The following is a 20,374-nucleotide window of genomic DNA, read 5'->3' as shown; positions in this document are numbered from 1 at the left end:
GAAATGAAAAAATTTTTAGAAGGCTTATTGATCTGGTTAGTAATTATTGTTCTTATTTCAGTTGCTTATATTCAGTTCAGCGGAAATGTAGGTAAAAGTAAAACAATTATACCTTTTTCGGAATTTTTAACTAGACTAGAAGACAATGATGTAGAAAATATTGTCATAAAAAACCAGAGCATTGAAGGCAAGTTCAGGGATGGTTCAAGTTTCAATTCAAACGGTGTCATATATAGCGACCTAATAAAAAATTTACATGATAGAAAAGTGAGATTCTCCTTTTCAACTGGAGATTCTGCCATGAGCTTAATTGGTGGATTACTTATCTCATGGGTCCCAACATTTATCTTTATTGGCTTTTTGCTATTCTTTCTTAAACAAACACAAGCGGGGGGCAACAGAACTATAAGCTTTGGCAAGTCAAGGGCTAGACTCATGACTAGTGGAAAAAAAGTAACATTTGATGATGTTGCCGGAATTGATGAAGCAAAAGAAGAGCTAGTAGAGATCGTTGATTTTCTTAAACAAAGGCAAAAATTTCAAATATTAGGTGGAAAAATACCAAAAGGGTGCCTTTTAATTGGCTCTCCTGGAACTGGTAAAACTTTACTTGCTCGTGCAATTGCAGGAGAAGCTAATGTGCCATTCTTTAGTATTTCTGGATCTGATTTTGTTGAAATGTTTGTGGGTGTTGGTGCAAGTCGTGTTCGTGATATGTTTGATCAAGGCAAGAAAAATGCTCCTTGTATAATTTTTATAGATGAAATAGATGCGGTGGGTAGGCATCGTGGCATTGGCCTTGGTGGCGGCAACGACGAAAGAGAGCAAACATTAAATCAGTTATTAGTTGAGATGGATGGCTTTGAGTCTAATGAAGGTGTAATAATAATTGCTGCGACTAACCGTCCGGATGTCTTAGATCCAGCACTGCTTAGACCTGGTCGTTTTGACCGACAGATTACTATTTCTTTACCCGATATAAATGGGCGTGAAAAGATATTAAATACTCATATAAAGAAAATATCAATAGCACCAGATGTAAACGTGAAAACAGTTGCAAGAGGAACACCAGGCTTTTCTGGAGCTGATTTAGCAAATTTAGTGAACGAATCTGCACTTATTGCTGCAAGAAGAAACAAGAAGATTGTTACCATGGACGATTTTGAATATGCACGTGATAAAGTGATGATGGGCGTAGAAAGACGATCCCTAATTATGACAGAAGAGGAAAAGAGACTGACTGCATACCATGAAGCTGGTCATGCGATAATTGCTGTTAATATGCCTGCTTCTGATCCTATACACAAGGCAACAATTATTCCACGCGGTAGAGCACTCGGTTTAGTTATGAGACTACCAGAAACAGATAGAGTGTCCCTCACAAGAAAAAAGATGATAGCAGATATTACTGTTGCTATGGGTGGAAGAGTGGCAGAGGAGCTAATTTTTGGCTACGATAAAGTCACAAGCGGTGCATCTTCGGATATAAAACAAGCATCTGATTTATCACGCGCTATGGTAACAAAATGGGGAATGAGTGACAAAATAGGCCCGATCTATCACAATCGCGAACAAACCATGCATGGTTCTGACATAATTTCTGAAGATACGTTAAAACTTATAGATGAAGAAGTGAAGAAAGTTGTGTCTTCTTGCTATGAAAAAGCAAAAGAGATTTTGACCAAGCATAAGAAAGGCTTAGATCTCATTGCCGAAAATCTACTGGAGTTTGAAACTTTAACAGGAGATGAAATAAAGGACATATTAAATGGAAAAAAAATTGTTAGAGAGGAAAATGAGAAGAATGAGAAAATAAAAAAATCCTCTCTCTATGAGAGTTGACCTCATCTTAAAAATGTTAATCAGCTAACGCTGCAATAAAATAATTTAGAATTGTAACTGTCAATATAAATTGTATTAAAATATTCATAATATTGCATTTTCATCACAATAATGCTATCATTCAGTTAGTATTAACGCGAATTCTGGATTAAAGGAGAATAGAAAAGGCAGAAAACAGGGTAAACTCAGCAATTATAAAAAAATAGATGAGGTTACCCATGGAAGATATAACAAAACTGTTTTGTTTGGTCGATGATTTTTGCAGAGATATAGAGAAAAATTTTGCAGGCAAACTACTGCCAAATGGTAAAAAACCCACAAGAACAACGGAAATTGAGCACTCTGAAATCATGACAATAATCCTGCTATATCAACAATCTCCGTGTAAAAATTTCAAAACTTTCTATCTACATTACCTAACGTTGCTCTACAAATCAGAGTTTCCAAAGTTGCCTTCATATACCAGGTTTGTTGCTCTAAAGCCTAGGGTTTTGTGGCATTTAGCAATGTTGTTGCATTGGCTTTGTGGACAGTCAGAAAACACTGGAATTTCATATATAGACACAACTCCCATTGCAGTTTGTCATGCAAAAAGAATATCCAAAAACAAAGTTTTTGCTGGAATTGCAAAATTAAGCAAGAGTACTTACGGCTGGTTTTTTGGTTTCAAATTACATATGGTAATCAATGAAAATGGTGAAATTCATGCACTTACGCTAACAAAAGGCAATGTTGATGATAGGATACCTGTGCCAAATTTGACGGAAAAATTAACCGGCCTTTTGTTTGGTGACAAAGGTTATATTGCAAAAGAGCTTTTTCAGAAGCTGTTTGACCGAGGTTTGAAACTTGTTACCAAGGTGAAAAAAGGTATGAAAAATACATTAATTTCGCTAAATGAGAAGATTTTACTGAGAAAAAGGTCTATCATTGAGACTGTTTTTGGTTACCTAAAAAATAGACTAGAAATTGAACACACTCGCCATAGATCCCCTGTTGATTTCTTGGTTCATATCTTTTCTACTCTCATCTCCTATTCCATCAAATCCAAAAAGCCTTCTATTTCCTATACTTCCTTCCTTAATCCAGAATTCGCGTTTCCAGCAATACTTTTCCCCTCCTCTATTTCTCTTGCTAGCTTTTGAATATTCTTTCTATCTTTATTTGTTAACTCATATATATCACATACTAATGTCAGTTTTGATGTTTCCATAATGTTTTCCCCTATTAAGATTTATTGATTTAGTTGTAGTAGTTGCAGTTGCTCACCCCATAAAGTTGGTGCTTTCTTTCAATCAAAGGTATTCTACTGTTTTAAATTCCCTGTAAAGATTTAGCTTATCTTTTACATCTAAACAGCATTAACACGATTTGCCTTTTTTTGGATGTAGGAATTTTCTAGGAATTGTTCTCTTAAACTCTATGGTATTTTGTTTAACATTCAAGCACGGGTCTCTTGCTGTTTAATCTGCACAGATGAAGATAACTGAATACCTTCAGTATCATGATAAGGGCGCTGGCGGAGTTTGTCAAGGAAGTTTTTTCGTTTCTATGGGTCAGTTGGTACGCGCTTTGCCTTTTAACAGATGTAAAAGCACAATTATTACGAACAACATTCCACCAACAACTGATATAGCGCCACCTATAATGAAGCACGTGCGTGCTAACATTGATGAAATACTTGGCAGATCTGCAACCTTCCTTAAAGCACCATACCCACCAAGCCAAACAAGGCCAGTAATATGGAGAAAATGCCCTACACTGTAGGCATAAATCTGTAATCTTACCATGGAGTTTTTTACCTCTTTAAAGTTTAATTTGGGTAACAGCCAATAAATGAAATTCATAAAAGCTATAGTGATCCCAACTACAGAACCGTGATAATGAGCGGGAATGGTGACATTTCCTTCAATAGTCAACACTCCGAGCACATCTCCATAAGTGAACAACAAAAATGAATGCAATAAATAGTTGCTTTTATCATTAAAAAAAGTTCTGATGTTGAGCACACTAATATTATCAAAAAGCACGGCAAAACTGCTCCAGCAATCCTCATATGCCAAGTAAAAAACTGTATTAACTTGGCACTATCAACTGGATAAACAAAATATACAAACGGTGCGCCTACAGCTAAAATCGTGTTTATAAATAGTGGTAAAATAGTATTTTTACTGTTTGAAGCTAAACTAACATCACTGATTATTAAATACACTAAAAACATTCCTTGAGTAAAAGCAAACTGCAATAAATGTCCACCTCCCCAAAAGAGATATTCGTAAAACAAATTCTTATCTGAATGATATAGACCTGGAGGCATATTTTGATATGCTAAAACAAAGCAAAGAAATGATGAAACAAGTACAATAACCAGCCCAATTTGCCCCACAGAGAGATATGAAACCTCTTTTTTTGATGTGTATGCTAGCATTGTATTTACTAATATACTGGCAATAAATAAACTGAGTCCAAGTAAAAATAATTTGTTTTGTAACACGGGAATATAGTTACTTTTGATAACTTCAGTATTTGGAACGAATGCAGATATAAACATCAGCAGCATCGAAAGGGTTGATAGAACCCATGAAAAGTTAAACCAACTATTAACGCAAATTCTGGATTAAGGAAGGAAGTATAGGAAATAGAAGGCTTTTTGGATTTGATGGAATAGGAGATGAGAGTAGAAAAGATATGAACCAAGAAATCAACAGGGGATCTATGGCGAGTGTGTTCAATTTCTAGTCTATTTTTTAGGTAACCAAAAACAGTCTCAATGATAGACCTTTTTCTCAGTAAAATCTTCTCATTTAGCGAAATTAATGTATTTTTCATACCTTTTTTCACCTTGGTAACAAGTTTCAAACCTCGGTCAAACAGCTTCTGAAAAAGCTCTTTTGCAATATAACCTTTGTCACCAAACAAAAGGCCGGTTAATTTTTCCGTCAAATTTGGCACAGGTATCCTATCATCAACATTGCCTTTTGTTAGCGTAAGTGCATGAATTTCACCATTTTCATTGATTACCATATGTAATTTGAAACCAAAAAACCAGCCGTAAGTACTCTTGCTTAATTTTGCAATTCCAGCAAAAACTTTGTTTTTGGATATTCTTTTTGCATGACAAACTGCAATGGGAGTTGTGTCTATATATGAAATTCCAGTGTTTTCTGACTGTCCACAAAGCCAATGCAACAACATTGCTAAATGCCACAAAACCCTAGGCTTTAGAGCAACAAACCTGGTATATGAAGGCAACTTTGGAAACTCTGATTTGTAGAGCAACGTTAGGTAATGTAGATAGAAAGTTTTGAAATTTTTACACGGAGATTGTTGATATAGCAGGATTATTGTCATGATTTCAGAGTGCTCAATTTCCGTTGTTCTTGTGGGTTTTTTACCATTTGGCAGTAGTTTGCCTGCAAAATTTTTCTCTATATCTCTGCAAAAATCATCGACCAAACAAAACAGTTTTGTTATATCTTCCATGGGTAACCTCATCTATTTTTTTATAACTGCTGAGTTTACCCTGTTTTCTGCCTTTTCTATTCTCCTTTAATCCAGAATTCGCGTTATTAGTATATCGTTTGCACAAGTATTCAACGACAGATATGTGTTCTTGGCTTATTGCAGTTTCTAACAAAGTAACAAAACTTTTTCTTAACAGATCTTTTTTATCCGTATTATTAATATATCCTTCAAATGCACCTAGCACTATCATGATAAATTCTTCATTTTCGATCAGAGATGCTGTTTCAAGCACACCATACAAAAGATCAGGATTACTTGTTTTTAATGCTCGTGCAAGATCTTTTAAGATGAATTCAACAAAAACTGTGTCTAATAAATTTCGTTCTTTTCTTAATGCTATAGCTGAGAAGAAGCTAATCTTATTAGGTTCAATAAATTGTATAGCCTGATCTTTTAATGCTCTATAAATCCAATCGGTACCACGGAACTTTTCTATAAAAGCTTCAATATATTTTTGACCACCGACAAGTAAAGATAAAAGACTCAAATTTCCTTCAGCAAAAAGTATGCCCTGATATTGTTCTATCAGCTTATCATTAGCTGCAATTGCCATTAATACCAATTCTTTTACTAAATAATCACACTTGAAATTCTCCTGATCAAAATTATACCGTGATAGTATATTTGAGTATATATGCTGGTGATCCCTTCTATCTCGTAAATCTAAATTAAGTTGTTGCTCACAAAAACTCTTTAAATTTACATTGTCCAGCGTAATATATCTGCCTTCATAATTTTCAATATTTTGTATAACCCTGCCTAGTTCTTCACAATCATCTTCCCGTATAGCTTGATTTAAGATATTGATTATTTCAGTTAAAGTTAAATTTTTAGGAATAATGTCATATGAATCTTCATCTTTCGACTCTACGGTAAATGATCTATCACAACTATCAGGAAAGTTTGTAAGTATTGCATTCTCTAGACTCAGATCTTCAGGGGGTGTATCACATAGATTAGCTTGTATCTCTTGATTTTTGCCATCTAAAACTTCAAGCTCTTCCTTTTCTTCAATGCCTGAATCTCCAGAATAGCGACGATCTTTGGTTATTTCTTGATTCTCTTCTGTGCCCAAATTAACCCAACTTGAATCTAGAGAGTCAGTTTGATTAACCATATCTTATCTCCTACTAATAACCAATTAAGTATAGCACCAAACAATAATCTTCCCAAGCAAATCATTAATTCCTTGACAAATAGGCTATCATTATCATCCATCTCTCCGCCTTCCACGATACAAGCAATATTTTTTGAATGAGCATTTTTTAGGTAAAATATTGCAATAACTAGTAGCAACAACAATTTAATTATTTACTTGTCCAAAAATCTAAAAAAGTACGTATATTTGTGAGAATAAGTTGCGCAAAAACGGGGTTGTGAAAATAAAAACGAAAAATTGTTGCAACAAAGTTAGGCAAAACAGTTCGTATGTAGATATGGATAAAATGGGCTAATATGGGTAGTTTTAGCGTATAGCAAAATCACTATATTAAAAAGTTCGTATGTATTACGTGGTAGACCAACTAATCTCAAGACGAACGATTCTCACGCTTGCTGGTTTTGGTTGCTAAACATGGTTATATTATTTAAATTATTAATGATATATACTACTAAATTAATAGCAACTTATCTGAGGATGGAAAGAAAATTTGAGGCAAATTCATAGTAAAAATAGATCTTTTTTTCTGTCAATGCAGAAATTCCTTTAATGTTCTATGTGTAATTTTTGTAATCCCAATCTTTGAAATAAATAATTGTCTTGTTCAGGTACTGGATTTTGAGCTGTAAATAGCTTTTCACCATAAAAAATTGAATTGGCACCAGCAAGGAAACATAATGCTTGCAGTTCATCCGACATTTTCTCTCGCCCAGCAGATAAGCGGATGTAGGACTTTGGCATAATAATTCTGGCTATTGCGACAGTACGAACAAAATCAAACGGATCAACATCAGCCACATTCTCAAGAGGAGTTCCAGGAATTTTTATCAGCATATTAATTGATACTGACTCTGGAGGATCATTCAAATTAGCAAGAAGAACTAACATCTTTATTCGATCTTCGTTAGTCTCACCCATGCCAAGAATGCCACCACAACAGACCTTAATGCCAGATGCACGTACGTATTCTAATGTCTTCAAGCGATCTTGAAAAGTACGCGTAGTTATGATCTTATGATAATATTCTTCGGATGTATCAATATTATGATTATAAAAATCTAAGCCGGCTTCCTTTAACATATTAGCTTGGTAATCTTTTAACAGCCCAAGAGTCACACACGTTTCAAGACCCAATTTTTTCACTTCTCTAATCATTTCGCAAACAACTTTTAAATCTTGATCACGTGGACCACGCCAAGCTGCTCCCATACAGAAACGAGTACTCCCAGCCTTTTTTGCACATTCTGCTGCTTCAATTACCTCGGCAACTTCTAACAAAGGCTTTTTCTGCAAACCAGTGTTGTAGTGTGCTGACTGGGGACAGTAAGAACAATTTTCTGGGCAGCTACCTGTCTTAATACTTAAAAGCGTACTAATTTGCACTTCACTAGGATTAAACTGCTTTCTATGTTCTGTTTGTGCTGTATAAATTAGTTCAGGAAACGGAAGATTAAAGATTTGTTTTGCCTTGGCAAAGGTCCATTCTTCTGTCATGATCTAGGCTCCTTCTCGGTAAATAGATTGTTATATAATAAGTATTGTAATACATTACAAAGTAAAGGGAAATATCGACAGTTGCCAAAAACTATCCTGGGAAGCTTCATCGATTTTTCTACCAACGATTACCTTGGCCTAAGTCAGTCAGAAGTACTGTTTGATGCAGCAAAGCTCTCTGGAGCACAGTTTGGAGTAGGATCCACTGGTTCTCGGTTGCTCTCAGGTAATAAAAAAATATTTGAAGACCTTGAGAAGAGGATTGCCCAAGACAAAGGAACTGAGTCGGCTCTTATCTTCAATTCAGGTTTTCAGGCCAATATAACTGTTCTTGCAAGCCTACTTAATCAATCAGTGCTTGGTGACAAACCTATTGTTTTTTTTGATAAGTTAAACCATGCAAGCTTATATCAAGCTGTATTTTTGAGCAACGCTGAACTCATACGATATCAACACAATGATGCAGATCACTTAAGTAATTTACTTACAAAATTCAAAAATGACTTAAGACCAAAGTTCATTGTTACTGAAACAATCTTTGGTATGGATGGAGATATTGCGCCAATAGAGAAAATTTTTGCTCTGAGTAAAGAACATGAAGCTTTTCTATATTTAGATGAAGCACATGCAACAGGTATTATTGGTCATAATGGGTATGGCTTATCCTCCAGCATTAATCTTCAGGAAATTCCACATTTAATCTTAGGCACTTTTAGTAAAGCCCTGGGGTGCTTTGGTGCGTATGTTGCTTGTTCCAATGTTATAAAGAATTACCTAATCAACAAATGTCCAGGGTTTATCTATTCAACCTCTCTTTCCCCAATGGTAATTGGTGCAGCAGCCAAGGCTTGGGATTTAGTACAACATCTTGCTGATCAACGTCAAGCTTTATCTTTTAAAGCTGCAAATTTAAGAAACAATTTGCAAAATCTTGGATTTAATACAGGTGATTCAGCTACACACATTATACCAATAATTCTAGGTGATGAGAATACTGTAATGAGTGCAAAAGAAAAGCTTTTGAAACAAGGGTTGGTTGTTTCTGCTATACGTCCACCTACTGTTCCTCCTCAAACGTCAAGGTTGCGCATTGCACTAAGTGTGAATCACACTGAAAGTAACCTAGACCATTTAGTACATGCTCTTCAGCAAATATGAACTATCGCTTTGTGTTTTGTCATGGGTGGGGGTTTGATCATAAGTTTTTCCAGCCTCTTATAAATGAATATTTCTCTCAAGTTCCCTACCATTGTTTGGATCTTGGTTATTTTGGAGAAGAAAATCTTGACTTACCAGAAGATAGTACATTTACTGGTGTTGGCCATTCCCTTGGACTGATAAAGCTAGCTTCCTTAAATGTAAAGTTTAACGCACTTATCGGCATACAAGCTTTTACCAATTTTTTGGGATTTAATTTGCGTTTACACAAAAAACGCAAGTTAGAGTTAAAAGCAATGACACAGCACTTTCAAATGGATCCAGTAGATACCCTGATATCCTTCCATAAAAGATGCGGTGTAAACTACAACTCTTTTAATCGGTTGAATAAAGCAAAACTAATGCAAGATTTAGAGCTACTCACCACAGTACATCAGCTACCACACATACCACTATTAATATTAGGTGCAACAAATGATACAATTGTACCCCAGGAACTTATCTATGATAACTTCAATAAAGATGTTAAAGTTGTTATGCATAGCAGAGGTTACCATAATCTAGGTTTACGTGAATGTTATTTTGTGTACGAGCAAATTATAAGTTTTTGTAATGGAATTACAAAAGAGATATATACAGGACAATTTTAGCAGAGCAAGCTCGTCTTATGATAATGTAGCTTTTGTCCAAAAAGAATGTGCTGCAAAACTAGTCGGTTTATTAAAAAGTTATCTTCCTGGATTTTACCCACGCTCTATTTTAGATTTGGGAACAGGTACAGGCTATGCTACAGAGGTTTTGTTTAGTTTGTTTCCACAGAGCAAATTTATTTTAAATGATATATCACCTAATATGCTGGCAAAAACAAGAGAAAAGTTAGTAGGGTATAAAAAGGTTGAATTCATCTTAAGTGACATGGAAACGCTAAATCTTAGTTTCCACGACCTTGTCATTTCAAACCTGGCACTTCAATGGGTGTGCAATTTAAAAAAGATGATAAAGAAATCATACAATAGTTCAAATGTCTTTGTTTTTTCGTGTTTACTAGATGGTACATTCAGTGAATGGACTAAGATTTTCATGAAATCCTCATTACCTGTACCAACTTATCAGTATCCATCTAAACAAGAATTAGAAAGTTATCTACTTCACCTAGAGCCAAAAAGGTATTTTTTCGATTCGCAAGAATTTATATTGTGTTTTCCAAGTGCAAGTGAATTTATCAGATATCTCAAAAATTTGGGAGCAAATTTAAGTAGTCAGACAATTCCTCTGCCTGGCCTAAGGAAGGTAGTTCAAACCTATACTGGCAAGATTCATGTTACCTATAAAGTATTTTTTGGAGTTTTAAGTAGATGCAGATCTTTGTAACAGGAACAGATACCGACATTGGTAAGACTACCGTAAGCAGCTGGCTCTGCTTACACACTGGGTATTCGTATTTCAAACCTATCCAAACTGGAAGTATTCTAGGTACAGACAGCCATCAAATAAGCAATTTGACTAACGCCAATGTTTATAAAGAAAATTTTGTTTATAAAAGACCTCTATCTCCTCACTTGGCAGCGTTACTAGAGAATGATAGCATTAATATCGATAGGATTAGCTTGCCCAAAGCACGTAACTTAATCATAGAAGGTGCTGGAGGAGTTTTAGTTCCAATCAATAAAACCTTACTAATGGTTGATTTAATCAAAAAACTTGCCACTCCAACAATTTTAGTTGCAAGGTCTACACTTGGCACAATTAATCACACATTACTTAGTTTAGGAGCCCTACGTGCTAGAAATATTCCTATTTTGGGGGTGATCTTAAATGGACCACCTAACCAAGATAATCTTGAAGCAATAGAATTTTATGGTAGAGTACAGGTATTAGCATCAGTACCCAAACTACAGCAGGTCAATATGGAACGTTTAATGCAAATACCACTCTCAAATCGATTAAAAGCTATTTTTAGTTAAACAACTATGAATTTAAGCAAACGCGATAGAAAAATTATATGGCATCCTTTTACGCAAGAGAAAGTAGCTAAACTTCCAATTGCAATTAAAAAAGCCCATGGGTCATATCTTTATGATGAAAATGGCAAAGCATACTTGGATCTGATTTCCAGTTGGTGGGTAAATCTGCACGGTCATGCTCATCCCAAGATCGCTCAGGCTATATATGAGCAAAGCATGACTTTGGAACATGTAATTTTTGCAGGGTTTACCCATGAGCCTGCAGTAACGCTTTGTGAAAAGTTGAAAACTTTATTACCAGATAAATTATCCAGATTTTTCTTTTCAGACAATGGTTCTACTGCCGTTGAGGTAGCACTAAAAATGGCCTATCAGTATTGGTGGAATCAAGGTAACCGTGAAAGAACTACTTTTCTGAGTTTTGAAGGTGGATATCATGGAGATACATTTGGCGCGATGAGTGTAGGCGTTAAGTCCGGCTTCCATGACGCATTTTCAAATCTGTTATTTTCTGTCTTAACAATACCTTTTCCAGAAACCTGGGACGAAGATGAAGAAATAGAAAATAAAGAGGAACATTCTCTTAAAGTACTAGAGGGTCACTTACGTGCTGGTTCTCACAAAATTGCCGCATTAATTCTAGAGCCTTTAGTACAAGGGGCAAGTGGTATGAGGATGTGCCGTCCAGAGTTTGTTAGAAAAGTTGTCAATTTAGTACGCCGGCATGGAATTTTGATAATTTGTGATGAAGTTATGACCGGCTTTGGACGTACTGGTACTTATTTTGCTTTTGAACAAACTCAAATTATACCTGATTTTTTGTGTATTTCTAAAGGATTAACAGGAGGTTTTCTTCCGCTTGCTCTCACAATTACTACCGAAGAAGTTTACTCGGCATTTTTAAGTGAACATTTTACTAAAGCGTTCGTTCATGGTCACTCCTACACTGCCAATCCCCTGGGTTGTGCAGCCGCAATTGCTTCTTTAGACTCGTTAGTTAAACACGATACCATGGAGTCAATTAAGAGGATTCATAGTATACATAAAAAGGAATTAGTAAATTTGTCTGAAGCTTGTAAGAACGTCGAGCGTGCACGTGTGACTGGTACAATAGCAGCTTTTGATGTTCATGATGCACAAACACTAAAGATAAAATTTTTAGAGCAAGGACTTTTAATCAGGCCACTTGGTAATTCAGTTTACTTACTACCGCCTTATTCAATAAGCACTTTTGAGCTTGAAGAAGCTTATAATAAGATCAGAAATATTCTCAGGATTTTTTCATAGTGACTTTACCTACCAATTCCAAAACGAACAATTCTCACCGCCACTGGTTTTGAGCGCTGAAAATGGTTGCATCGTTTAAATTTATTAATGTTATACACTACCAAATTAATAGCTGCTCATTTAAGAACCTCATTCAACTTTACCCAACTCGACACATATACTTTTTGAAACATTGCTGCAAGTAGAAAAAAACAGGTTACCCACCTTAACTTCTGTAAATTTGTTTACAATCTCTACTCGACGCATAAGGTTTTTGTTACACTCCTTTCATCTACCGATTACCTCCACCTACCGCCTTTACCTTTGCTAAGGTCAGAAACACGACTAGCTTCAGGACTTTCTAAGCTCGACTGTGGCAGGTCACCAAAATTACTGGAATCACTAACACCAAGCGATATAGGTGCTTCTACTGGTCCACACCCTCCTCCCACTCTGTGATATCCTAATTCTAGATAAGTACGTAGTAATGGATCAATTTGTTCTCTATTTTGAATGTATGCTTGCAATTGCACATCTTGAAATCCCGGATCATTCCTGAATAATTGTGAAATGCCCACTCTTATGTTCTGAAAATAATTTTTATCTCTGTTTGGGTGGTCTCTTCCAAGAAAATCGCGTATTATATTTATGATATTCTGCACTTGCCCAACAGGATTTTCGTTTAGAACTTGATTAATATCACTAGCATTTTCTAATGCCCATAAACCACAATTCCAACCATCTGTTTGCTGACGAACAGAAACATTATTAATCCTGATATTATTTCCTAAGTTATTTTGAATGATATCGGTAATACCATCTGGAACAGCAGTAGCAGTTGAATCAGCATAGTATCCAACATAGTTCCTATTTTGATGTTCAATCACTAGTGTAACCCAATGAGTATTATTTAAAGTAATGATTAAAGTTAAACGCTGTTGTTCTTCATTTTCCCTAAATTGATTTAACACTCTAACAATGTGCTTGTTACCGTCATTCCTTGCCAAATTAGCTACTTCAAAAGTGTGATTACCTTCAGTACGAAGCTGATATCGCAATCTTCCAGCGTGAGCTATATCAATTTGTTGAAGCCAGTAATCATAATGTCCATTTCTCGTCGCAAATTCTAGTGTAAGTAGATCATTTACTTCTATCCCTTGATTTCTAAGAATATCTCTTATTTGTCTTCTTATCTCTTGTGCTGTAGGAATGGAATTATCACCTCCCCTTATTCTTGACCTTAGTATTTCTAGGAGTTGTTGTATACTACCTTCGAAGGTAATAATACTAACACATCGATTATCACCTAGATCAAACGGTAAAATCCGGTTCCGTCCGGGATTTTCTCGAATATAATTTATTAAATTTTCACGAGTCTGATCTGATAATAGACCCTCTGGTGGATTTTCATCAATAACACTTTCAGGTCCCACTAATACTCCTGGTCTTGAGTCACGACCACCACGATCAAGTCTATGTACATACTCTTCTCTTCCTATTCCTTCTGGAATAGATATAAGACCTTCTACTCTCCCTGCACCTGCATTAAATATAAGAGGAAATAAAACCACCTCATTTCCAGAAGTAATAAGCAAATATCCTCTTTGCTTGTTCATAAGTTCTTTTATTCGATCTTTTGCGTTATTCTCCTTTTGTGCTACTTCTTCTGCATTATTAGCAAATCCTAATACATATACAATCGGATGAGTATCTGGAGCATTCTCCGTAGATTGTCTTAATAATAAAAGGTCTAATCTCTGTTCTGTAATTCTTGTGAGTATTGCCCTTTCTCCTTCTTCTTCCTGACCCCTTTTCAAACTATATGTTTGACCAACTTTATACATAGCAAGCACTTTATAAGGATTATCACTAGCATAAAATGTACCATGTAGTATAGAACGAAACTTATCCTCACTATTAACATTTATTGCGTCCCTAAGTGGCATCAATATTCCAGAGATCTCTTGAAACAGCTCTCCATGCTGACCTACATCTTGCCAGCCATCATCCATAACTCTTTCTGAAATACCATGTACATTTTCAACATTAGGCACTTGTATAAGATCACCATCAAGAAAATTATTTGCATTATTATTTTGGTAATCGTGATATAAACCAAGGTCATTTGGTTGATCAATATCTAGCTCAAATTGGTCATTAAGTGTGCATGAAACTTCCCATACATGAACATTATTTCTATTAACATTAAGAGCTTGTAAATCGATAGCTTCTTGCTGTTGCGCATCGTAAGCTCTAATATGAAGTGTAACTATATTATAACCCTGAGCATAAAAGACCATAGTTAAAGTATGTCTTCTTAAATCTCCATCACCGTATCTAAATATATACTTTCTTACACGTACTCGATCTTCTCCTTCTTCCAGCTCTAAATACTCTCTAGCAAAAGCACTACTCCCAAAAGCAAAACCAGTTATACAATCAAATATTCTGTTATAATTCTCTGCATTTCTTGGTATTTCACCAGGAAGATGTTGAAGCAAGAAATCTCTAATATTCTCTCCAACCTCTTCATCTTCTATATACTCAAACAATCTTTGTACTAAAGGAAACCTACCCTGTTGAAGCCCTACTGTATCAACCCTAAAAGGAATTCGATTTAAATTAAAATTTAATCCAACACAGACAGTATTTCTTGATTCAGTATGGATAGGTATAAATGAAAAAACATGCAATCTTTCAGCGTGACTTCTGGCGCGGTTTAATGCGATATTGGACGGTGCCCTTGTAGCAAGATTGACAACAATAGGAACATTTTCTCTTTCTGCTTGATGACGTACAAGAAATGCAACATGTGAGTTTCTAGGAGATAAGTCAAGATCGATGCCTAAAATTTGCTAAGAAACCTAATAAAAACCCGTGACTCTCAAACTTTTGACTGCGATTTTCAATATTATTTTCTAGCGCTTGTCTGCAATTATCATAGATGTCAGTGATGTATGGCAAAACTTCCCTGTGCATTCTACGTTCTACATTTTGTCTTTGGTTATTTGCTAGTATTCCCATAAAGTTGTCAATCCTTTGTTGACCTTGTGCTACCTGTGCAAAATTGACTGATCTATCAAGTTGTCTGAGCTGATTTTGATTGAGTTGTCTTCCTTTTATTTCCTGAATTGTCAATCCGTGATCTCCTAAGAATTGTCTAAGAAGACTAATCTCAGATGCTGAATACTTGACAAATTTATCTCTACCTCTAAAATCCTTTTCACGAATCACCTCGAATACTGTTGCAATTGCCTCTCCCTGACTCTTGCCCTTTCCATGCATGCATACTTTGTATTGCTCAAAATTTAAGTCTTCTTCCCTTAAATTTGGATTTTGCCGTTTAATCTCTCGCACTAGAGCATTTCTCTCCCTTGTACTAAACCTTAACCCGTCACTGTTAGGGCGATCAGAAATGCTGTAACACTTGACAACTCTCTGTCCGTTACGACTACGAGTTAAAACAGCAACCTTTAAGTTTCCTGTATTTCTATTCCTACCATCTGTATCAATACCATGATTATCAAAACGAAAATAGACTCTCTCATTTGCATCCAAGATATCAGCATCATGTGCAGTAGCAAACATGCTAAAAAAGAATACAGGAAGGAAACGACCTGCACTCACATGATACAAGAAAGATGGACATTGATCTAAAAAAGATTCAAACCTTTGTCTGAAACCTTCAAGATCTCCATCCACTAAACTCCTAATAAGTCCATCACCATTATTCATATAAGATACCCCTCTATTTTCTACGGCTAGAAACACCACTCACACTAGGAGCTTCAAACTTGGACTGTGGACCATCACCAGAACCATCAAGTGGCAAAGATGTTTTCTTACTATCATGAGCTTGAGATCGTGTCCGTAAATTATACCTAGGACCATCACCTCCAGGAGGTAAAGTTGTTTTCTCTAACTCAGAAAACAATTCTTTCGCCAAATCATCGTAGTTTATACTTTCTTCCATTCCTTCCCTACCACATAATCTAAGATTTCTTGTTATTAATTTTTTAAAGAACTCAAACTTTTCAGGAAAGCAATCTTTAGCAAATAATATTACATCTAATATTTCTCTTTTCTCTACTTCTTTTTCCTCATCAGACTTATAAATGTCTTCTCGTTTCCAGTTAATTATTAACCCTGCAAGCATGTCCTGTATAGGAACTATATAATTAGAAATATTAACAGAAGCCTTTCTGTATTCAACAAAGCGGCCACACTTCCAAATTTCCATAATAATAGACCTAGCTTGAACGCTTGACTCAGGATTTTTCAACATCATATTTGAAAGTGAGTAAAGAAGGAGGTCATACTCATCCTGTGAGAATATTTTGTCCGAACAGTCTCCTCCTGCTGAAACGCCTTTATAACACCAGCACTGTACCAAATCATGAACCGTATCAAAAAAACATGACTCTATTAATTCAGCAAGAAGGGAATATACTCCCTTATCTTTCTGCAGCAATTTCTGTAAAAGAGTATCTTTATCACCTATATTCCTTACACAAAAATCTAAAATAGGAGCATCTTTCTCAATAGATTGAACGCGAGACAGAGCAATAATAGCTTCTGTAAGTTTCTTTTCCTTATCTTCTTCTTTTAAATGATTATAAAAATACTCTACTCCTTCACTCCACTTAAGTTTTACAGCACTGTCAAAACCTTCTACTGCATCATACTTCTTTAATTCCCCAGATTCTCTATCGATCCAGAATCAAATACAGGACCTTTCCTTCCAATGCCACCCAAAAGCGAGTTTCGTATGTACTCATCAGTTATAGGATTACCTCTACTATCAAGTTCATCAGAAGAAAATCCATTTTTGTAGGATTCAAATGCTTTTTGAAAGAGTGGATGAATTTTATCTACCACACAGTAACTACAAGCCATCTCATATTTGCGAAGTGGATTATCTATTCCACCTATTTTTTCTTCAGTAAACCTTTGACCTAAAGCAGCATTATCCAACCTTACACCTGACCAGCAACCTTCATCTTGGAATACATTGTGCAAAAACTTCAACTTATCACCCTTAAAGTATTTTATGTGCTCCATAAAGTTATCTTGAAGGACTCCCACCCATCTCTTGATAGCTGACTTCCTCCCAGCAGCAACTGTTGGATCTGGATGTTTAATAGCTTCCTGTAATTTTTTGGACATCATAGCCCGAAGCTCTTTCTGTGTTGGCATTAACCCCTCCTATTAAGTATTTATGTAAAAAAGGCATTGTATAGACATTAGAATGGATTGCAACATTAAAACTACTAGAATAGAGGATTTAGTAAAAAAACGTTATGGCTAAAACTCCTTTTCTTGAATTTTCTTAATATAATCAACAGAAAGGCCTGTTATTTCAGCAATAACATCTATAGAGACACCGGCCTTAAGAGAATTTTTAGCCACAGCAATTTTAGCCTGTTTTTCGCCCTCTTCCCTGCTTTTTTCATGTCCGATGAGGATGACTTCTGTGTTTATTGGCTGATAACCGTAGTGCAATGATTCCCTATTATCCAATCAGGTGCTTCTCTGCCCTTTTCCCACTTAGCAAGTCTCATCTTTTCATGTAGGTAGTACTTTCTATAGGCTTTTATGGGACTACTACATTTATAGCGATCAGGCAGTGCTTGTACAAAAGCTTGTATATCGGTTGATTGAAAAATGAGTAAATCCTTATTACTATCACACCAATTTATTACTTCCTCTGATTTATGCTTTCTTTTGTATCGCCAGGTATACTCTGTACACAACTCTTTCCCATACTTTATCAACCAACGAAAGGTTCCTTCTGATTGTCTGGCCCATAAAGAACAAGGATGATTGTTGTGAGTCAGTTTATATGGGACTTCTATATTCTGATTTATGATACTGACAAAAGGATTTTGCACTTTCAATGCTGTTGAAAAAACATTACTCAATAATTGAGCAGTTTCTAATGGCATTTTTACTACATGCTTATCACATAACATTTGAGCCGCAATTGCTGGGTTTTCATCTAGTATAAAGATGTTCATCTAGACACCCAAAGAGCTTAAGTCTTTGACTTCGTTAACTGTAAGACCAGTAGTTTGAACTACGATATCGGTAGAAACCCTTGCTTTAAGTAGATTCTTTGCAACTGCTATTTTAGCTTGCTTCTCACCTTCTTCTCTGCCTTTTTCATGTCCGATTCGGATGCCTTTTTCAGTAGCATCATCAAGACGTTGAGCCCAAATAGCCTCTTCTTTCTGTACATTCAAGACTCTTTCTTCGTATGCTGCTAGGTCCTTTTCATTCCAACTAAATTTGTCTAATTCATCATATGCTAGCTTTATTATTGGGGCTTTCTCTGCAATATCTTTTAGGTCTTCATCTGTAGTATTTTCTGCATACCGAAAAAAGAAAACCCACCTTTCTACTGTGCTCTCTAGTTGCTCTACTTTGTTTTTTGCAAATTTCGGCAACTCAATAAAGACGAATTGAAAATCCTTTAGATAATGGCCATTAGTTTTTATCTCTCGTATATTATGAGTGGAAAGATATTCAACCTCTGGAGGAAATAGCGTACTATTGGAAATAGCAATAAAGAATACTTTTTTGAAATCAATGTAATTGCCAGATTGTCTTGAGTAGGCTTTAGCAGCGTAAAGTTGTGCACGTTTTTCAAAGCCCTTGTCCCTAGCGAGCTGCATCTCCACAATATGTCTATTTCCATATGAGTCCTTACATAAAACGTCAACGATACTTTGTTTATCAGAAGCAATTTCAGGATCCATAATAGTGCTAAGAAACTCAACATCTTGTATAGTGTTAACACCAGTAAAGCCTAAGATATCATTTAAAAAGTGAATAAGGATATTCTTGTTTTTCTCAGTGCCGAACACTCGTTTGAAGGACAGGTCAAATTTAGGATCTAGAAATTTAGAAAAAGCCATGAGAAAGTAAGTTAAAAAGCACTAATAATTATACACAATTGTGAAGAAATATTCAACTAAAATGCAAACATAGAAGTTTTTGTATATCTTTATTTGGTAGTATTAACCTATACAATATTTATGGCAAATATCTCGATAGAGTACAAAATAGCACAAAATGTAAAAAGCTGGAGGTTAAAGGAAGGTTATACTCAAAAAGATTTAGCGGAGAAAATCGGTGTAACATATCAAATAGTACTACAATATGAAAAAGGAACACGTAAAATTTCGATTGAGAAGTTGTACGCTATAGCAGAGGTATTATCAATTAATATTACGGATCTTATTCCTGTATCAAGTGAGAAAGTCTGCCTTAAAAATAAGGAAGAAGAGATACTAAATTTAATAAGAGAATACAAAAAGATTAGCAGTCAGGAGTTACGTAAGATGTTTTGTTTACTAACCAAATTTATTCAAGTTAGTGAAAAAAATAGTAAAAAAGCAGAGAAAGTAAAAATTGCAAAGGGTTTGGTTAAAGCAGGAGTTTCTGTTGATATTGTTGTAAAAACAATTGGCCTCTCTGCTGATGAATGTATTGAAGAAAAAGTTGGTTCTATCTACTACCAAATAGGAAAAAAGATAAAAGAATGGAGGCTAGTGAGAGAGTATACTCAAAAGGATTTAGCAGAGAAAATGAATACAACACGTGACGAAATAAGTAACTATGAGCAAGGAAGGGTTGCTGTTCCACTTGATAAATTATATGGAATAGCAAAAACATTATTGATTAGTATTACAGATCTGCTCATAGAAGAAGATGAGATAGTGGAAAATGAACTACCTGATTTAATAAAAGAATACAAAAAGATAGAAAGCCAAGAACTACGTAATGCACTAATGAAATCTCTGTATAAAAGCATACAAATTTGCGAAGAGAAAGTGAAAAGAGCAGAAAAGATGAAAATTGCAAAGGATTTAGTAAAAGGAGGAATTTCTATTGATATTATTTTGCAAGCGGTAGGCCTCTCTTTAGACGAAATTCAACAAGTTTAAAATAAAAAAATCATCAT

General features: G+C 35.4%; 21 protein-coding genes. 8 read left to right on the top strand and 13 right to left on the bottom strand.

Going from position 1 to position 20,374, the window contains the following annotated elements; all coding sequences use genetic code 11:
* Positions 1–3: 3 nt before the first annotated feature.
* A complete protein-coding gene (gene ftsH / locus OPR17_RS01770) occupies positions 4–1,842 on the top strand; it encodes an ATP-dependent zinc metalloprotease FtsH (RefSeq protein ID WP_265021885.1) in 1,839 nt (612 codons plus the stop codon).
* Positions 1,843–2,060: 218 nt separating this feature from the next.
* Positions 2,061–2,987, top strand: a complete 927-nt coding sequence (locus tag OPR17_RS01765) for an IS982 family transposase (protein WP_458694345.1) — start codon at positions 2,061–2,063, stop codon at positions 2,985–2,987.
* A gap of 411 nt (positions 2,988–3,398) precedes the next feature.
* On the opposite strand, the gene OPR17_RS01760 is transcribed toward OPR17_RS01765, so the two are convergent.
* The 6 genes from OPR17_RS01760 to bioB form a co-directional block, all read right to left on the bottom strand.
* Positions 3,399–3,632: a hypothetical protein gene (locus OPR17_RS01760; protein ID WP_265021884.1), complete on the bottom strand. Its 234-nt coding sequence runs from the start codon at positions 3,630–3,632 to the stop codon at positions 3,399–3,401.
* 125 nt (positions 3,633–3,757) lie between these two features.
* The gene (locus tag OPR17_RS01755; protein ID WP_265021883.1) at positions 3,758–4,336 is read right to left on the bottom strand and encodes a hypothetical protein; all 579 of its coding nucleotides are present in this window, start codon (positions 4,334–4,336) and stop codon (positions 3,758–3,760) included.
* A 56-nt stretch (positions 4,337–4,392) separates the two neighbouring features.
* Positions 4,393–5,325, bottom strand: coding sequence for an IS982 family transposase (locus tag OPR17_RS01750; RefSeq protein ID WP_458694344.1), 933 nt, complete (start codon positions 5,323–5,325; stop codon positions 4,393–4,395).
* A complete protein-coding gene (locus tag OPR17_RS01745) occupies positions 5,288–6,484 on the bottom strand; it encodes a host RNA manipulator TomO (protein WP_265021576.1) in 1,197 nt (398 codons plus the stop codon). Before OPR17_RS01745 ends, OPR17_RS01750 begins: the two co-directional genes overlap by 38 nt.
* Positions 6,460–6,669, bottom strand: a complete 210-nt coding sequence (locus tag OPR17_RS01740) for a hypothetical protein (protein ID WP_265021575.1) — start codon at positions 6,667–6,669, stop codon at positions 6,460–6,462. The genes OPR17_RS01745 and OPR17_RS01740 overlap by 25 nt, the downstream gene beginning before the upstream one ends.
* A 403-nt stretch (positions 6,670–7,072) precedes the next feature.
* Positions 7,073–8,023, bottom strand: a complete 951-nt coding sequence (bioB, locus tag OPR17_RS01735) for a biotin synthase BioB (RefSeq protein WP_406828663.1) — start codon at positions 8,021–8,023, stop codon at positions 7,073–7,075.
* Between the two features lie 78 nt (positions 8,024–8,101).
* Between bioB and OPR17_RS01730 the strand changes: the two genes are divergently transcribed.
* The 5 genes from OPR17_RS01730 to bioA are packed head-to-tail and all read left to right on the top strand — an operon-like array spanning position 8,102 to position 12,429.
* Positions 8,102–9,178, top strand: coding sequence for an aminotransferase class I/II-fold pyridoxal phosphate-dependent enzyme (locus OPR17_RS01730; protein ID WP_265021573.1), 1,077 nt, complete (start codon positions 8,102–8,104; stop codon positions 9,176–9,178).
* Positions 9,175–9,828, top strand: coding sequence for an alpha/beta hydrolase (locus tag OPR17_RS01725; RefSeq protein WP_265021572.1), 654 nt, complete (start codon positions 9,175–9,177; stop codon positions 9,826–9,828). The genes OPR17_RS01730 and OPR17_RS01725 overlap by 4 nt, the downstream gene beginning before the upstream one ends.
* A complete protein-coding gene (locus tag OPR17_RS01720; protein ID WP_265021571.1) occupies positions 9,791–10,549 on the top strand; it encodes a methyltransferase domain-containing protein in 759 nt (252 codons plus the stop codon). The genes OPR17_RS01725 and OPR17_RS01720 overlap by 38 nt, the downstream gene beginning before the upstream one ends.
* Positions 10,534–11,142 (top strand): dethiobiotin synthase, encoded by a 609-nt coding sequence (gene bioD, locus OPR17_RS01715; RefSeq protein WP_265021570.1) that lies wholly within the window; start codon positions 10,534–10,536, stop codon positions 11,140–11,142. The genes OPR17_RS01720 and bioD overlap by 16 nt, the downstream gene beginning before the upstream one ends.
* Before the next feature lie 6 nt (positions 11,143–11,148).
* Complete coding sequence (gene bioA, locus OPR17_RS01710; RefSeq protein WP_265021569.1) at positions 11,149–12,429, top strand: adenosylmethionine--8-amino-7-oxononanoate transaminase; 1,281 nt, start codon at positions 11,149–11,151, stop codon at positions 12,427–12,429.
* 278 nt (positions 12,430–12,707) lie between these two features.
* Here bioA and OPR17_RS01705 read toward each other — a convergent pair whose 3' ends face one another.
* The 7 genes from OPR17_RS01705 to OPR17_RS01685 form a co-directional block, all read right to left on the bottom strand.
* Complete coding sequence (locus OPR17_RS01705) at positions 12,708–14,960, bottom strand: hypothetical protein (RefSeq protein WP_320109866.1); 2,253 nt, start codon at positions 14,958–14,960, stop codon at positions 12,708–12,710.
* A 280-nt stretch (positions 14,961–15,240) separates the two neighbouring features.
* Positions 15,241–16,143 carry a hypothetical protein gene (locus OPR17_RS07295; protein WP_320109865.1) on the bottom strand — a complete coding sequence of 301 codons (903 nt, stop codon included), beginning with the start codon at positions 16,141–16,143 and terminating at the stop codon, positions 15,241–15,243.
* Between the two features lie 13 nt (positions 16,144–16,156).
* On the bottom strand, positions 16,157–16,879 hold the full coding sequence (locus OPR17_RS07290; RefSeq protein ID WP_320109864.1) for a hypothetical protein: 723 nt from the start codon (positions 16,877–16,879) through the stop codon (positions 16,157–16,159).
* A 218-nt stretch (positions 16,880–17,097) separates the two neighbouring features.
* Positions 17,098–17,604: a hypothetical protein gene (locus OPR17_RS07285; RefSeq protein ID WP_320109863.1), complete on the bottom strand. Its 507-nt coding sequence runs from the start codon at positions 17,602–17,604 to the stop codon at positions 17,098–17,100.
* Between the two features lie 108 nt (positions 17,605–17,712).
* Complete coding sequence (locus tag OPR17_RS01695; RefSeq protein WP_406828598.1) at positions 17,713–17,910, bottom strand: hypothetical protein; 198 nt, start codon at positions 17,908–17,910, stop codon at positions 17,713–17,715.
* A complete protein-coding gene (locus tag OPR17_RS01690; protein ID WP_265021882.1) occupies positions 17,886–18,425 on the bottom strand; it encodes a pyrimidine dimer DNA glycosylase/endonuclease V in 540 nt (179 codons plus the stop codon). The genes OPR17_RS01695 and OPR17_RS01690 overlap by 25 nt, the downstream gene beginning before the upstream one ends.
* Positions 18,426–19,325, bottom strand: coding sequence for an Rpn family recombination-promoting nuclease/putative transposase (locus OPR17_RS01685; RefSeq protein ID WP_265021881.1), 900 nt, complete (start codon positions 19,323–19,325; stop codon positions 18,426–18,428).
* 120 nt (positions 19,326–19,445) lie between these two features.
* Between OPR17_RS01685 and wmk the strand changes: the two genes are divergently transcribed.
* Positions 19,446–20,357: a WO male-killing family protein Wmk gene (wmk, locus tag OPR17_RS01680; protein WP_265021880.1), complete on the top strand. Its 912-nt coding sequence runs from the start codon at positions 19,446–19,448 to the stop codon at positions 20,355–20,357.
* The last annotated feature ends 17 nt before the right edge of the window (positions 20,358–20,374 follow it).

Source organism: Wolbachia endosymbiont (group A) of Icerya purchasi (genome assembly GCF_947251635.1).
Taxonomy (GTDB): Bacteria; Pseudomonadota; Alphaproteobacteria; order Rickettsiales; family Anaplasmataceae; genus Wolbachia; species Wolbachia pipientis.
Note: the sequence above shows the minus strand (reverse complement) of the source record. Positions and strands in the feature narration are given on the sequence as shown.